We start from the raw sequence: 13,769 nt of genomic DNA on the forward strand, positions 1-13,769 counted from the left end.
ATATCCTGAGGCCCAAAAAGCAGAAATACAGCAGCAGTCCAAGGCTTGTCATCTTCCTCGGCTGCGGCTGTTTTTTTACTTAACGGTCGCTCCATTTAAAAACACCACAGCCAGCGGGGCATTTGCTCTAGGGAAAGGGATTTGGTTCAGAAGGAATCATATTTATTCTAGATCGCTGTTGACAAAGGAAATTTCATCGCTTACTATATCGATAAATATAGAATTATAAACCTATGGAAGGAGGGCAACCCCATGAACAAGGAGCAGTCACATCAGGAAGCTGTAAAAATATACAAAGCACTCGGGGAGCCGACCCGGTTACATATCGTCAAGCTCTTATGCAAGCATGATGAATTAAGCTGCAGCCAGATTGAGGAGCAGCTGAATTATAAAGGTTCCACCCTGTCGCATCATCTGAAACAGCTGGTGGAGTGCGGGGTGTTGAGGCTGGCGCGCAAGGAAGGGACTTATCATTTTTATCGGGTCAATCAGGATACATTAGATCGTCATGTCGTGCTTCAGCCAGATTAATTTTTTCGGCCCCATATTTCGATAAATTTAAATATATTAAGATAAGATCCCAAAAAGTTTGCTGTCATTAGCGGCAGTTTCTTTTTTGACCAATAGATTGATAGTTTTAAATCTATAAGAGTACAAGAAAGGGGGGATTCAATATGCATGCATTTTATTGATTAATATTTCGATAAACATAAAAATATCAAGCTATTCATGTTAATAACCTAAAGGAGAGGATTCAATGAATAAAATGGGACTCGTTTATCTGCTTGCTTTCGGCGCTTTTGTCATGGGGACGGCTGAAATGGTCGTCATGGGGATTTTGGGGATGATCTCGAATGATTTGAACGTATCCGTAGGCACAGCCGGGCAATTAGTTACGCTGTATGCCGTTGTATTTGCGATCGGAACCCCGATCCATGTATCGCTTACCGGCAAAATGAAGAGAAAAAGGCTGCTGCTGCTGACCTTTACTTTGTTTGTCATTGGTAATTTGGTCGCCTTCTTTAGTCCGAATTTTACCGTCCTGATGATTTCCAGAATGATTCTGGCAGCCAGTCAAGGCGTATTTACGGTGGTGGCTCTCATGGTCGGCTCCAGCCTGGTGGAGCCCCAAAAGCAAGGGAATGCCATCGGCATCATTTATATGGGATTTAGTACTGCCTTGGTTGCAGGCACTCCGCTCGGAACCATCATCGGCGAATTTTGGGGATGGCGGCCGGTGTTTATGCTCATTGCGGCATTGAGTGTGCTTGCCATGATCGGAATCGCCGCGTGGATGCCGAAGGTACAAGAACAGAAGCCGACCTCGATTCGGGACCAGCTGCTTGCGCTGAAGGACCGCCGAATGGTCAGCGGCTTGATGATCACTTTTTTCTGGATTGCCGGTTATCAGTTGATGTTTACATACATTGCGCCTTTTCTTGAGACAGCCGTGGGCATGAATACGACGATGATCAGCACGGCGCTCTTCGTATGCGGCCTGTTCGCTGTCATGGGATCACGCCTTGGCGGGTACGGCGCGGATAAGTGGGGAATTGGCAAAACGCTGCTCGTCAGCCTGCTTCTTCATGCAGCCGCACTGGCCGTACTTCCACTGGCCGCAGCCACGATGGTGAGCGCGCTGATCATTCTGGCGGTCTGGTTCGGAGCGGCTTGGATGACGACTCCCGCTCAGCAGTATTACCTCATCTCCCTTTCCCCGAAGACTTCGGGTCTTGCGCTGGGACTGAACAGTTCCATGCTGCAGCTTGGAATGGCGGTAGGCGCCGGGGTAGGCGGATGGGTGGCCAATCAGACGTCTCTGATGCAGCTGGGTTGGGTAGGAGCGGTAAGCATTCTGCTTAGCGTGATCACTGCGCTGTACTCTTTTTCGCTCAAAAGCAGAAAAGAATCGGTACTGAGTAATTAACCTCTGGAACTCACCGTGAAAGGGGGGATGCCTGACCTTGAAAAATGCTGCAGGGATCAATTGAACAGAATATTTTGCTGTCGTATACAACCAAAACTTTTAAATGAGGTGTGAAAAATATGACTGAATATCAACTTACTTTGAAAGACAACCGTATCGTATGGGGGAATGAGATCGATGTGGAGCAGCGAATTGGAAACTCTTCGAATGACTCGTTCCGGCAAGGGGCAGGCAGCGCCTTGGATTGGAACTTGCCTGCCGGTATATATCGGGCAAAAGAGGTCGTCATGGAGCTCGATAAGCTGCTTGAGGCGATGCTGATCCAGCTGGGTGACCGGTAAACGGCGATCCGACGGTGCTACTGGACAGCCTTCAGGCCAACTTGGCGATTTCCGGGCGCGTGTCATCTCTGCCGCTCGGTCCCCTGGCTTTAGAGGATAAAGCCGGCACCGAGCTTACGGCCCAGGCAGTACGTATCGGCGAGCAACTGGTACGCTGGGCGCGGGAGATTAACTCCGGGAAGAAAACTCTCGCGGAGTATGGGCCGGAAACGCTTGGACAGCTGGAATTTAGAAGCCACTGCTACGGTCATGCCCTGATTCCGGACGCTGTTGCACAGGTCTGGGGACCCTTTGGCGGCCCAAGAATCATGCAGATCTATAATGAATACCTGCACCAGATGGTTTTGCTGCGGGATGCTTTGCTTCCGTTTGCCAATTGGGAGCAGGTTCCGTTTGAAGTGAAGGAACATACGGAGTTTAAAGGACTCCGTTTTCTGGAACCGGCCCGGGAGACCTTTTTAACTCAGCTGCTCGGGAAAAAGTTAACTCACAAATCGATTGTCCAGTATGCGCAAAGCGTGGTCAGCTCGGGACTGTCCGCAGCCGGTTACGGATTCCAATATCGTCTGGGCACGGTATTGCCTGCCGGGCTGGGAGAGCCGGTCGGGACGGCGGCGCGGTACCTGCTGAAATGGCATCCGGTACAAACGATACAGGCAGAAGAAACGCAGGATATGGCTGCGATCTCGTTCGATTACGAATATGACGATTATTATGCGGCACCGCGCACCGAGGCGGGAAGCGGTACACCAGGGAAAGATACGCTTCCTGTCTCCTTAGGAGATTTCGCTGGTCCGAACGTCGCGCGTTTACTGCCGATTACTGCTTCTGATCGAACGACCCTGCGATTGAGCTTGGAAGTGGACGGACGTGAATTTTCGGCGGATCTCGGTCAGCTCTTTAGGGGGCACCGCTTTATGTACCGGCCCGAAGGAAACGACAACGCCGATGTCGCTATTGTGAAGCGTACCTCTGTCAGCCTGCATTCGGCAGCGGACATCCTTGCGCTTTCCGGATTGGTGACAAATACAGACGGAATCCACTTCATTCCAACCGATGGAAACGAGCTTGTTCGGTGGGCATTACTTGGTAAGCTGTATCCCGAAAATGTGGTTATATTAGACAACGGCGATCCAGAAGAACTGGAAAAAGCCTATGTTTCCGGCAAGGGCTTTGGGACGCAGTTTTTAGTGTTGTAAGTCCAGCAATCCGAATGATTATTTGCCCTGTAGACCGTCACATATAATCGACACGATGCGCTCGGGATATGGAGCACTCTCGCTGTGCGCTTGCAGGATACCGACAAGCAGGATCCGGATGTCGCTAATGCTGGCGTCAGGCCGGACGGAGCCGTTGTGTTGGGCCCGGGCTAGCAGCTTGCCGAGCTCGCTCCAGAAGTCTCCCGCAACTTCTTTGAGCGCGGCGTCCTTGTCCAAACCGCTGACGACAAGGGCGTCGGTTATCGCCTTGTTGGCTATGGCTTCACGGATCACGATTCTAAAATAGCTGAAGAACGCTTCGCCCGGATCCTCGTGGCGGAGCCATTTTTTTGCTTCCTCAACAAGACGCGCCTTGTAGCTGACCATCACCGCTCCAAACAATTCTTCCTTGGTCGGGAAATGCCGATAGGCGGTGCCTACGCCAACCCCGGCATGTCGGGCAATTTCATCCATCGAGACGGTAATGCCTTCAGTAGTAAAGAGCCTGTGCGCGACATCGAGCAGTTTATCCCGATTTCGTTTGGCGTCGGCACGCAGTGCTTTGGAAGAGGGCCTGGCACCGTTGGAGTCGGTACCCCCACCGTGATCAGCCGGTATGTTCTGTTTTGACATCTTAGGATAACACCTCGCTTGAATCCATATTACACAATGAACGTATCGTTGACAAACGGAGAATATTCTCCGTATAATCTTAACCGGAGAATATTCTCCGTTTAAGATTATGGTGATTTCAAATTCATGAGCGAGGTGATCAGTTTGACAGAACAGACACAATCAGCCGGCGCCAGTCCGCGCGAAATCATTGAATGTTTTATACGGGCTACAGCTGACAATGCATGGGATGAACTTGCAGATCTATATGCTCCTGACGTGGTTATCGAAATCCCGTTCGCTCCCCCTGGGGTTCCCAAGCGGACAGAAGGAAGGGAGGTACTCCGCGAACGATTTAAGAGCGTCGCCGGAATGAGACGGTTTGATAAGGCTGAGTTACTCGCCTTACACGAGACCCGGGATCCGGAAGTCGTTGTTGCCGAATGGAATGTTCACGGTCATGTGACAGAGACCGGCCGCTCATTCACCTTTTCGTATATTATGGTGGTCAGGGTCCGGGACGGACAGATCTTATCCTCCCGCGACTATTCCAACCCGATCGACGGGGCGGAGGCGTTTGACAGACTGCCACAGTTATTCCAGGCGCTTACGGACCAGACGCCATCGAATTGAGCACTAAGCTGTGCAGCCCAGCAACAGGCCTAGTACCTTCATTTAGGCAGAGAAGCTTTTCCCGGTAGGGAAAAGCTTCTATTTTGCAGAAGGTTTGGTTAATGAATATTTCTCCTTGTTAGCTTTGCTGCTGCACGCCTTTGAGCCACACGGCTTCGATCGACAGGGTATCCGAGATATGACTTGTCGGGTCGCCATTCACCAGAATAAGGTCTGCGCGCGAACCTGCGGTAATCCGTCCGCGATCGTGAAGCCCGAAGCGGCGGGCCGGTTTCGAGGTGGCGGACTGGAGCGCTTCGATCGGAGTGAACCCGGCCTGAACGAGCAGCTGCATTTCATGATGGACGCTGGCACCATGCGCAAGGCCGCCGAGATTCGGAACGGGAACAGGGGAGACATCCGTTCCAACCAGAATGTCGACGCCGGCCCGATGAAGATCCATCACGTTCTTAAAGCTGTTCTCCATATCGCCTTGCGGGAACGTATTGAAGCTGGAGTTCAGAATATCGATCCATTCCGGACTTAATTTGGAATGCACCCGCGGATCATTGGCCAAATCGGATGCCGGATTTCCAAGGATGGACGAGTTCAATACAAGGCACGGCGTTACAAACGCGCCAGAATCGGCGATGGATTGGACCAAATCGGGCGTGAGTGCAGGTCTGTCGATAAACAGGTGGCCCAATCCGTCCACTCCGAGAGCGATGGCGGTCTGCGAAGAACGAGCCGTCAGGACGTGGGCGATGACGATTTTATCAAACTTGTGAGCCTCTTCAACGGCAGCTTTAAGAATTTCGTCGCTCAGGACAGGCAGGCCGGGGGCACCCATGACCGTGCCTTCTTCAATCATGATTTTAATATAGTCCGCGCCATTCTCCACTTGGGTATGCACGTGTTTGATCGCTTCTTCCACCGTCGTCACCTGGGGCACTTCTTCGTGATCGTGGGCGTAAGCCGCCAGCATCGCTTCCCGGTCTTCCTTCGATAACTTCTCCAATCCTTTAACACGAACTCGGGGATCTCGTCCCCATCAGGCAGCAATTCATCCGGATGACCGCCCGGAGCGGTGATCGCGGTTCCGGCGGAACGGACATCGGCGGCGCCTTCCACATTTTTCAGCTGAATCGCCCGTCCTCTTTCCGTAAAATCTCCATTCATTTCGAGTTCGGTCGTCACACCGAATTTTACAGCATCCCGTAATCCTCCAATGGAAGTGTGAACATGGGCATCAATCAAGCCCGGCAATAATGTCGCATGGTTCGCATCCACGATGACTGCATCCTCCGGAACGTCAGTGCCTACGGCAATGATGGTCTCCCCTTGAATGAGCACATTTCTTGCCTCAATCACTTGTTCCCCGTCGAAAATCCGTGCATTTATAATGGCCGTAACCTTGTCCAGCGTATTCTTCATTTCGTTATTCCTCCTTGGATGTGTGCTTGAAAACAATTCGAAGTATAACAGTTAGTTTTCTAACAGTCAATAAACTAATATTTAAATTGACAACCTTCCGCAATCCCCGTATAGTTTAAATGTTAAAAATTAGTCTCCTAACATTTTGAGGAGGAACGATCATGAAACCTCGCAAGGATACACTCTATCTGGACTTGTTTCAGATTATCGGCCTGAAGTTGAAGAAAAAGGCGGATGACAGCATTAAAGAGCTGGGATTAAACGCGCAGCAAGGCAAAGTCCTTGATTATATTCATAAAAACCAGGATAAAGATATCATTCAAAGGGATTTAGCCGATCGGTTCCATTTGCAGGGGGCCAGCATAACAAGCATGCTCCAAGGGCTCGAGAAAAAGGGATATATTGAGCGGAAAATTCCGGCCAATAATGAACGGCAGAAAAACATCTATGTTTTGCCAAAGGCCGTTGAATTGATTGATGCCTTTAACGAATCCTTTCAGAAGGTGGAGGACGAAATCGTACAGACCCTGACCGAAGAGGAGAAGCAGCTGTTAAAGGGACTGCTGGTCAAAATTAATGAACGCTTATAATCCGTTTGCGAGAACCAATCGGACAGCCAAAAAAGACGACCATCCCCTTTAAGGGGCGATCGTCTTTTGGTGCTGGATGCGCGTTTAAAAACCGAAATCGAGAGAGCTGCCCGTCTCGGCGATGGACTTGATGTTGCTTAGAATCATCCACCAGAACTTCTCGGTTTTCAGGAACAAAGGGTTGCTGTCGGTCCATTGATCATTGATGAGGTGCAGCTTGGTGCACGATCCCACCGGCTCTAACCGGATCGTCACCCGGCTCTGCATCGTCTCGTGTTCGGCGAAGTGGGAGGGGCCGGGATGGTCGGTGTAGCTGAGTACCAGGTATTTTTCATAGGCCAAAATTTCTCCGTAAATGTGCACCGTGTTTTCCCCGTCAGGCCCAGGGCCGACGAACCGGATCGGGTCGCCTGCCTGCAGACTCGATTGAATGACGCCTCCCATAAAAGCGCGGGACGATTTCTCAGGGTTGAACAGCACGTCCCAAACCTTTTCGGGGCTGGCTCCAATGTAGAAGGTGTACTCTAACTGCATGTCGAATCCTCCTTGAAACAATAATATTAACGTTGTATACATGTAACGTACCATTTCCGTCCTTCAGGTTTCTTGTAAAAACGCGCCATTAGGGGGAATTCGATGCGCTATCAGGTGAACCCTAACCGAGGGATATTGCATTTTGACCCGGCACAAACGAACGTCAGAATTACACGTCATCTGCCATCAGAACGGCTTCGGCATTTGATCCAGCATTACTGGTTCGTCGAATGGAATTTAGAGGGGCAGCCGTCGTATACGCAGGAGGTATTGCAGCATCCCGGGGTCAACATCGTGTTTGAACAAGGAAGTTCATACGTCTGCGGAATCGAAAGCAGGAAAGCGGCTTATACGCTGCAGGGAAAGGGGATGATTGTAGGAATTCTTTATCGGCCAGGGGCCTTTTACGGTTATAGTTCAGAGCCTATGTCGGAACTGGTGGACCGTAAAGTGGATATCTCCAGGTATTTTCCGTTTGATGCGGATACGGCAGAGAAGGGGATATTTGCATCAAACAGTCTGGAAGAGAGGGTTGCCTTTATTGAAGGACTGCTGTCCAGTTACATTCCGGAGCCGGATGACAAGGTGGACGAGCTGAACAAGATCGTCAGGGCGATCATGGAGGATCGTTCGTTGACCAGCGTAGATTTGTTGGTGAACCGGTTCAACGCATCCAAACGCACGCTGCAGCGCATGTTTAAACAGTACTTAGGGGTAAGCCCCAAATGGGTCATTCAGCGATACCGCATGCACGAGGCCAGTGACGCGATTGAAAATGGAGCCGATATCGCCACAGTAGCCTTGGAGCTCGGTTATTTTGACCAAGCGCATTTCAGCAAAGATTTTAAGGCGATCGTAGGAGCGTCTCCCTATGCCTACCGGCGGGGGGATTAAGATAGTCCAGCACTTAAAGACTATATGAGTTCTGGGGATTGGAATCGTCGCCTTGTGGTGCAAATGTAAAGCGCCGGCAAGACGTTGTCTTGACCGGCGTTTTTGTAAATATATGAAATTATTCGCTTCGGTGGCTTGGGATTTTATTGCATGAAGTCAGCAAAATCGGGAATGCTCGGATTCGCGATATAGTGCCCGCCTTCGACCTGAATGGTCTGGCCCGTAATGAATTTGGAAAATCAGCGAGTTAGCGTTAGCGCATGATCCAGATGATCAATTTGAAAACAAACTTTACTTTGGTAATGTAATTCTAAACAATGTAAAAGATCAGAAACTGACAGTTAATATAGTCGGATCTGTTAGACCCATTGATGGCGTGCTACCTGAGTACGTATGCACTGTTCATGTAACGTATAAATATGACCAAGCCCTAAATGAGTTTGCTGCAGATCAAATACAAATTACCTCTGAATAAATAAAGGAGAAGCTGGCCCGAATTGGTCAGCTTCTCCTTGGCGTCGTACTTTACATAAAGTTATTTCTATAGTGCAGCTATTAAATCGCCCTGATCGCATCCATTAATAATAGCGTCGCTTTGCCCAAGAGGTGTTTATCTTTATAAACGATGCCTAGCGGAACGATAGGGTGGATGTCGGAAAATGGACGGATGACCAAAGAACCCTCCAGTTCGAGTCCGCTGTACATCGGAACGACCCCCACACTGGATGCTTCCTTAAGCATTTGCTGAATGACAAAGAAACTTCCTACCTCCATACAAGAAAAAGGATGGGGTTCTGTTTGGCTCACCGCCCTCTCCCAAAGCTTTCGATAGATACAAGTCGGTTCTTTGACCAGAATCGTAAGTCCCGCGAGGTCGCTTACTGCAATCTCATCCCGTTTGGCAAGCGGATGATCCACATGCATCATCACCCCGAGTCGATCCTCGAACAGCGGTTCAAAATCCAGCATGAATTTAGCCGAGGGAACCGAGCATATCCCAAAGTCCAGTTCGCCGGATCGAACCCTTTCCGCAATCGGCTGGCTGCCGCTCACTTCCATCGTTAACTGCACTTTCGGATGCAGCCTGCAAAAATCAGCAACGACCGCCGCCAATCTTTGGCTTGCGATGGGTTCGATCGCGGCAAAACGAACGGTCCCTCCTTCTCCATAAGCGATTTCGGAGACGGTCTGCCTTATGGATTGGACGGACTTCAGCAATATCCCGGCTTCTTGATGGAGCCACCGGCCAGCCTCGGTGGCGATCACACGTTTGCCATCCCGAATAAATAAAGAAACACCCAAATCAGCCTCCAAACGCTGGATCTGAAGGGTTACCGTGGAGGGTGCATACTGAAGCTCCTCGGCAGCTTTCTGAAAGTGTCCGAGACGTACGCAGGCTTCGAACGTTTTTAAGGCTCGCAAATCCATCTTCGTCCCCTCCTTAGTTTAAGATAATTAAACAATTCATTCATATAATTCAATTTTACAAAATAATCGCACTCTTTTAAACTAATTTCAAACCAAACAATGGAAGGAAAATCAAATGATGGGCCAAAAATCGGCATGGAACGGGATCACCTTGTGGGCATCGCTGTTATTTGTCGTGATCCTCGGTTTTTCCCGGCTCTCTTATGGCATGTTTCTGCCGGGAATTCAGCGGGAAATCGGGGGGAGCTACAGTCAATTGGGTATGTTGGGGACGATCAATTTTATCGGTTACTTGGCGGGGACCTTGTGCCTGCCTCCATTGATCTCGCGGTTTCCGGACCGGAAGCATGCCATCAATCAAGCGACATGCTTTTTGCTCGGATTGGCCATGATCGGCTCGGCATTCAGCGATCATTTGGCCCAACTCGGTTTATGGCGTTTTGCCATAGGATTTCTATCAGCTCTCGCCACGGTGCTCGTCTTGTCTATTGCAATGGACGCCGTTCGGCCGGCTGAGCAGGGAGCGGCTTCGGGCTTGATTTGGCTGGGCGGCTCCGCCGGCATTCTGCTCACGGGTTTATCCGCTCCCCTTACGATTGACCCGTCCCATCTGCAGGGCTGGCGGTACGCTTGGGCAGCCATGGGCGTATTCGGCATCGCGGCCGCGTTCGGTTTTGCGGTGGTCACGAGCAAGCGGAGACAGGGAAGTTCATCGTCCCAGGCAGAAGTGAAAACCCCGGATCAACAACGCGTCAAAGTATACCGGCTTCTATTCAGCCCCGAGAAGCTCTTGTTCTTAATCGGTTCTTATTTTTTCTTTGGTGCGGGATACATTATTTACTTCACGTATCTCATCCCTTATCTGGTAAGCAGGGGCATACCGGCCCTCTTCGCCGGGTTGATCTGGTCCGGTATCGGCTTGGCGGGCATGTTTAACGGCTGGATCGGCGGCAGGGCTATCGACCGGTGGCCGAGCGGGTATACACTGGCGGCGGGGCTGTCCTTGGGAACCGTCGGGGTGCTCGGTATAACGACCGGGAATTTGTTCTTTACCGCACTAGGAGCAGTGATGATCGGACTTGTTTCTTTTATTACTCCGCCGCTGATGACGACTTCGCTGCTTCGGCGCCACGTTCCATATCGCGCCTATGCGGCATGCCTCAGCATCGCCACCGCCTTTTTCGCGGCAGGACAAAACTGATGGGACCCATCGTCGGCGGGGTAGGAGTGCCAGCAGGCAGGTGTTGGTGATGCTGCATGGTTACATGGCTAATGCAAGGACCTTCTCGGAGCTGGCGGACCGATTCCAGGATTGGCGGGTGATTGCTCTGGACCAGCGGGGACATGGATGGAGCGACCATCCTCCCGGACAGGAATATGCCAGGGAAGATTATGTAATGGATATTTGGAATCTGGTCCAGTCGGAGCTCGGGGGACAGCCGGTTACGATTTTGGGGCATTCTTTGGGTGGATTAAATGCTTATCAATTCGCTGCCCGTTATCCTGAACTGGTGAGCTCCTTGATCGTTGAGGATATCGGCGCGGAGATTAACGCGGACTTTTCCTTTGCTGAACAGCTTCCGTTCCGTTCGCCTTCCTTGAAGCAGTTGAGGGAATCGCTTGCTTGCGCCGGACTGCGGGCGATCGACTACTTTGCCGAAAGCGTGCTGGAGGATGAACGGGGCTGGGGCTTCCGAACGGATTTGAAAGGGCTGCAGGTATCCGTCCCCCAATCCAACGGGGTGTGGTGGGACGACTGGCTGCGCTCAAGCTGCCCGATCCTCCTGATTCATGGCGGCAAGAGCTTTATCCTAGATACCGATCAGGCGAGACGCATGCAGGCAAGAAGACCGGGCACCAAGCTTGTCGTTTTCGAACAATGCGGTCACGGTGTCCACTCCGATGATTTAAACGGTTATGCTCCAGCGGTGAACGAATTTCTGGCTGACCCGTATAGCACCTGAAAAAGCGCAGTGAGATGGGCGGGACAGAAGTAATCTAAAGAAAGCGGGAGGTCGTGACCTGCTGTTAATACAGCCGCAGAGCCGGAATCCAAATGCAATAAGGTTAACCTTAAGGGCGCTTCTTGCGCTTTAAGATTAACCTTATTTTTGTTACTTGGTTACGACTGTCCGAGCTCTTGCACCGAATGTTGATTCACGTTAAGCGGAATTAATATAACCGTTCTTCGCCGGTTACCGGATTTTTGAACGCGGACTTGATATCGCTGCGGCTGAGTTCTCCAGCGAATTCGGTGTCCGGGGCTTCCGGACCCTTGTTACGGTTTGCTTTGGCCGCTTGTTCTTTCGCTTCCGCTTCGTTGGCTAAGTGGTTATCCTTTTCCATTTCGTTTCGATGCCTCCCTTGTCTAAAATCCATTTATCATTAGGATGCAACTTCCAGTCTGCGTCTATGCATTCCATCCCTTACATGGATATTAAACGGCTATATTTTTTCTTTCCCTATCCCCCTAAAGGCTAATGAACTATGATCAGAATAGCGAAAATTCAGGAAGCGAATCGGGAGGGAAAAGATGTTCGAATCGATTTACGATCAATTGAACCGTTGGGGGAAGGACGACACATTTTTCGTGCGCATCATTGAGCGGATCAAGCCTGACGGAATAGCCGATTTAGGCTGCGGAACCGGAAGGCTGACGCTGCATTTGGCGGGTAAGGGTTATCACGTGACCGGTTTGGATCCCGACGAGGCGTCGATTCGGATTGCCAAGCAGAAGGACACAGAGAACGCCGTGCTATGGGAGGTTGGAACGTCCGAGAAACTGGGGGCGGAGCGGTTTGATGTGGTGATGATGACGTCCAACGTGGCACAGGTTTTTGTGACGGACGCGGAATGGACAGCCACGCTGCACAACATTTTTCAGTCCTTGATGCCGGGAGGGTATCTTCTGTTCGACACCAGAAATCCTCTCGCACGCTCTTGGGAACGCTGGACCAAGGAACACTCTCTTAGTGAAGTCGTGGATCCGGCAACAAAGGCGAACATCAGAACCTGGCATGAGACGACCTCGGTTCATCTGCCCCTGGTGACGTACGATACTTTTTATGAAAATTTGGATAACCGTGAGGTTCGGAGCGAAGACGATACGCTGATTTTTAGGGAGAGGGAGACGCTCAGGCAGGATCTGCTTGCTGCAGGCTTTCAGCAGGTGAATATATACGGAGACTGGGAATTCCAGCAGGCGGGGCTCCATGCTAAATCCTTTATCTTTGCTGCTAAAAAGTGAAAAAATCAGAATCAGAATACCCGCATGGTTTCTGCAATGAAACAGCCTGTCGGCCTAAGCCGGCAGGCTGTTCTGCTAACGTGCGAGATTCATGAGAACGCCGGGGGTAGACGCTGAACCGCCCTAGATTTTACAAAGGGCTGCTTACTCTGCGGTTTCGTCCAAGTCTTCCGTATAGGCCAAAATGCCGCGCTTGAAATAAAGCAGCTTTTCATCCGTAGTCGATTCCATGAGATTGGTAATCAGGAGTTCGACGCTTTCTTTATACTGCTGGCCGTTGTACAGCGCCATGGCCAGAAAAACCCGGAGTGCCCGGTTGTCAGGGAACTCCTGAACGCCCCTACGGAGCGTTGCGATCGCTTTCTCATATTGGCCCCAGTACCGGTAGGTGCTCCCCAGACCGAGCAGACAGCGCTCCAGATCGTTACCGGAAAGGCCGAGCTGCAGGGCGCGTTCGTAGTAGGGGATGGCTTCTTTCCCCAATCCCCGAGTTGTCATGGGCGATTGCGGTCTGGTAGTTCACCTGCGCATCATTCGGATCTTCGTTCAGCAGCTCCAACAGCCGGGCGCGCACATCGGCGAGAAGCTCTTGATCCTGGTTGGCGCGCCCCTGTTCACGGAGAGCAATTAATTGCTGCAGTTGGTCTTTTGGCACGTTGCTTCACTCCTCTTTTTTCCACATGAAGGAATTCTAACACAGCATCTGAAGGGCGTCTATTTGAAGTCTGGTTAAAATGGTATGATGGCGAATAGAAAGCTTGCTCTTTGGGTTTGAGAGGGTGAAATGATGCGAGTAATTACTTTATGCGGGTCTACTAAATTCAAAAGGCAATTCGAACAGGTCAATGCTTATTTAACGCTTAAGGGAAATATTGTGATAAGTTTAGCATTCTTTGAGCAAAGTGAAGGAATCGAATCGGCGTCCCCCTTACGGGGGATTTTCTATTATAC

The 13,769-nt window shown here is 50.7% G+C and carries 17 protein-coding genes and 1 pseudogene; 11 read left to right on the forward strand and 7 right to left on the reverse strand.

The window, feature by feature from the left end; translation table 11 throughout:
• The 5 genes from CPT76_RS38440 to CPT76_RS20065 all read left to right on the forward strand — a co-directional run.
• Positions 1–229, forward strand: a 229-nt coding sequence (locus CPT76_RS38440) for a hypothetical protein (protein ID WP_219845451.1), incomplete at its 5' end; no start/stop codon positions are given.
• Positions 230–252: 23 nt separating this feature from the next.
• The gene (locus CPT76_RS20055) at positions 253–531 is read left to right on the forward strand and encodes an ArsR/SmtB family transcription factor (RefSeq protein ID WP_105444212.1); all 279 of its coding nucleotides are present in this window, start codon (positions 253–255) and stop codon (positions 529–531) included.
• Between the two features lie 226 nt (positions 532–757).
• Complete coding sequence (locus CPT76_RS20060) at positions 758–1,927, forward strand: MFS transporter (protein WP_105444213.1); 1,170 nt, start codon at positions 758–760, stop codon at positions 1,925–1,927.
• A 119-nt stretch (positions 1,928–2,046) separates the two neighbouring features.
• Positions 2,047–2,268, forward strand: a complete 222-nt coding sequence (locus CPT76_RS40110) for a hypothetical protein (protein ID WP_258168670.1) — start codon at positions 2,047–2,049, stop codon at positions 2,266–2,268.
• Between the two features lie 14 nt (positions 2,269–2,282).
• On the forward strand, positions 2,283–3,467 hold the full coding sequence (locus CPT76_RS20065) for a hypothetical protein (protein WP_258168671.1): 1,185 nt from the start codon (positions 2,283–2,285) through the stop codon (positions 3,465–3,467).
• Positions 3,468–3,485: 18 nt separating this feature from the next.
• On the opposite strand, the gene CPT76_RS20070 is transcribed toward CPT76_RS20065, so the two are convergent.
• Positions 3,486–4,100 carry a TetR/AcrR family transcriptional regulator gene (locus CPT76_RS20070; protein ID WP_105444214.1) on the reverse strand — a complete coding sequence of 205 codons (615 nt, stop codon included), beginning with the start codon at positions 4,098–4,100 and terminating at the stop codon, positions 3,486–3,488.
• 126 nt (positions 4,101–4,226) lie between these two features.
• On the opposite strand from CPT76_RS20070, the gene CPT76_RS20075 reads away from it, so the two are divergent.
• Positions 4,227–4,712, forward strand: a complete 486-nt coding sequence (locus CPT76_RS20075; RefSeq protein ID WP_105444215.1) for a nuclear transport factor 2 family protein — start codon at positions 4,227–4,229, stop codon at positions 4,710–4,712.
• A 118-nt stretch (positions 4,713–4,830) separates the two neighbouring features.
• Here CPT76_RS20075 and CPT76_RS20080 read toward each other — a convergent pair.
• Positions 4,831–6,125, reverse strand: a pseudogene (locus tag CPT76_RS20080) (amidohydrolase family protein).
• A 161-nt stretch (positions 6,126–6,286) separates the two neighbouring features.
• Between CPT76_RS20080 and CPT76_RS20085 the strand changes: the two are divergent.
• Positions 6,287–6,715 (forward strand): MarR family winged helix-turn-helix transcriptional regulator, encoded by a 429-nt coding sequence (locus CPT76_RS20085; RefSeq protein WP_105444216.1) that lies wholly within the window; start codon positions 6,287–6,289, stop codon positions 6,713–6,715.
• 84 nt (positions 6,716–6,799) lie between these two features.
• Here CPT76_RS20085 and CPT76_RS20090 read toward each other — a convergent pair whose 3' ends face one another.
• Complete coding sequence (locus CPT76_RS20090; RefSeq protein WP_105444217.1) at positions 6,800–7,249, reverse strand: SRPBCC domain-containing protein; 450 nt, start codon at positions 7,247–7,249, stop codon at positions 6,800–6,802.
• A 102-nt stretch (positions 7,250–7,351) separates the two neighbouring features.
• Here CPT76_RS20090 and CPT76_RS20095 point away from each other — a divergent pair, with 102 nt between their 5' ends.
• Positions 7,352–8,143 (forward strand): AraC family transcriptional regulator, encoded by a 792-nt coding sequence (locus CPT76_RS20095; RefSeq protein WP_105444218.1) that lies wholly within the window; start codon positions 7,352–7,354, stop codon positions 8,141–8,143.
• 555 nt (positions 8,144–8,698) lie between these two features.
• On the opposite strand, the gene CPT76_RS20105 is transcribed toward CPT76_RS20095, so the two are convergent.
• The gene (locus CPT76_RS20105) at positions 8,699–9,571 is read right to left on the reverse strand and encodes a LysR family transcriptional regulator (RefSeq protein WP_105444219.1); all 873 of its coding nucleotides are present in this window, start codon (positions 9,569–9,571) and stop codon (positions 8,699–8,701) included.
• Between the two features lie 115 nt (positions 9,572–9,686).
• On the opposite strand from CPT76_RS20105, the gene CPT76_RS20110 reads away from it, so the two are divergent.
• Together CPT76_RS20110 and CPT76_RS20115 are read left to right on the forward strand one after the other, a co-directional pair.
• On the forward strand, positions 9,687–10,772 hold the full coding sequence (locus CPT76_RS20110; RefSeq protein ID WP_258168674.1) for a YbfB/YjiJ family MFS transporter: 1,086 nt from the start codon (positions 9,687–9,689) through the stop codon (positions 10,770–10,772).
• A gap of 49 nt (positions 10,773–10,821) precedes the next feature.
• A complete protein-coding gene (locus CPT76_RS20115; RefSeq protein WP_105444301.1) occupies positions 10,822–11,535 on the forward strand; it encodes an alpha/beta fold hydrolase in 714 nt (237 codons plus the stop codon).
• A 208-nt stretch (positions 11,536–11,743) separates the two neighbouring features.
• On the opposite strand, the gene CPT76_RS37625 is transcribed toward CPT76_RS20115, so the two are convergent.
• Entirely contained in the window at positions 11,744–11,917 is a 174-nt protein-coding gene (locus CPT76_RS37625; RefSeq protein WP_167527123.1) for a hypothetical protein, read from the reverse strand.
• A gap of 187 nt (positions 11,918–12,104) precedes the next feature.
• On the opposite strand from CPT76_RS37625, the gene CPT76_RS20120 reads away from it, so the two are divergent.
• Positions 12,105–12,818, forward strand: a complete 714-nt coding sequence (locus CPT76_RS20120) for a class I SAM-dependent methyltransferase (RefSeq protein WP_105444220.1) — start codon at positions 12,105–12,107, stop codon at positions 12,816–12,818.
• Between the two features lie 144 nt (positions 12,819–12,962).
• Here the strand turns inward: CPT76_RS20120 and CPT76_RS20125 are convergent, their stop codons facing one another.
• Together CPT76_RS20125 and CPT76_RS40120 are read right to left on the reverse strand one after the other, a co-directional pair.
• On the reverse strand, positions 12,963–13,301 hold the full coding sequence (locus CPT76_RS20125) for a tetratricopeptide repeat protein (RefSeq protein ID WP_258168675.1): 339 nt from the start codon (positions 13,299–13,301) through the stop codon (positions 12,963–12,965).
• A complete protein-coding gene (locus tag CPT76_RS40120) occupies positions 13,243–13,473 on the reverse strand; it encodes a hypothetical protein (protein WP_258168676.1) in 231 nt (76 codons plus the stop codon). Before CPT76_RS40120 ends, CPT76_RS20125 begins: the two co-directional genes overlap by 59 nt.
• Positions 13,474–13,769: the final 296 nt, after the last annotated feature.

It is taken from the genome of Paenibacillus sp. AR247 (assembly GCF_002968895.1).
Classification (GTDB): domain Bacteria; phylum Bacillota; class Bacilli; order Paenibacillales; family Paenibacillaceae; genus Paenibacillus_AQ; species Paenibacillus_AQ favisporus.

Coding starts and splice junctions, on each gene's coding strand:
- CPT76_RS37625 (WP_167527123.1), bottom strand. CDS start 11,917: ATGGAAAAGGATAACCACTTAGCCAACGAAGCGGAAGCGAAAGAACAA.
- CPT76_RS20110 (WP_258168674.1), top strand. CDS start 9,687: ATGATGGGCCAAAAATCGGCATGGAACGGGATCACCTTGTGGGCATCG.
- CPT76_RS20075 (WP_105444215.1), top strand. CDS start 4,227: ATGAGCGAGGTGATCAGTTTGACAGAACAGACACAATCAGCCGGCGCC.
- CPT76_RS20105 (WP_105444219.1), bottom strand. CDS start 9,571: ATGGATTTGCGAGCCTTAAAAACGTTCGAAGCCTGCGTACGTCTCGGA.
- CPT76_RS20085 (WP_105444216.1), top strand. CDS start 6,287: ATGAAACCTCGCAAGGATACACTCTATCTGGACTTGTTTCAGATTATC.
- CPT76_RS40110 (WP_258168670.1), top strand. CDS start 2,047: ATGACTGAATATCAACTTACTTTGAAAGACAACCGTATCGTATGGGGG.
- CPT76_RS20115 (WP_105444301.1), top strand. CDS start 10,822: ATGCTGCATGGTTACATGGCTAATGCAAGGACCTTCTCGGAGCTGGCG.
- CPT76_RS20060 (WP_105444213.1), top strand. CDS start 758: ATGAATAAAATGGGACTCGTTTATCTGCTTGCTTTCGGCGCTTTTGTC.
- CPT76_RS20055 (WP_105444212.1), top strand. CDS start 253: ATGAACAAGGAGCAGTCACATCAGGAAGCTGTAAAAATATACAAAGCA.
- CPT76_RS20090 (WP_105444217.1), bottom strand. CDS start 7,249: ATGCAGTTAGAGTACACCTTCTACATTGGAGCCAGCCCCGAAAAGGTT.
- CPT76_RS20070 (WP_105444214.1), bottom strand. CDS start 4,100: ATGTCAAAACAGAACATACCGGCTGATCACGGTGGGGGTACCGACTCC.
- CPT76_RS20120 (WP_105444220.1), top strand. CDS start 12,105: ATGTTCGAATCGATTTACGATCAATTGAACCGTTGGGGGAAGGACGAC.
- CPT76_RS20095 (WP_105444218.1), top strand. CDS start 7,352: ATGCGCTATCAGGTGAACCCTAACCGAGGGATATTGCATTTTGACCCG.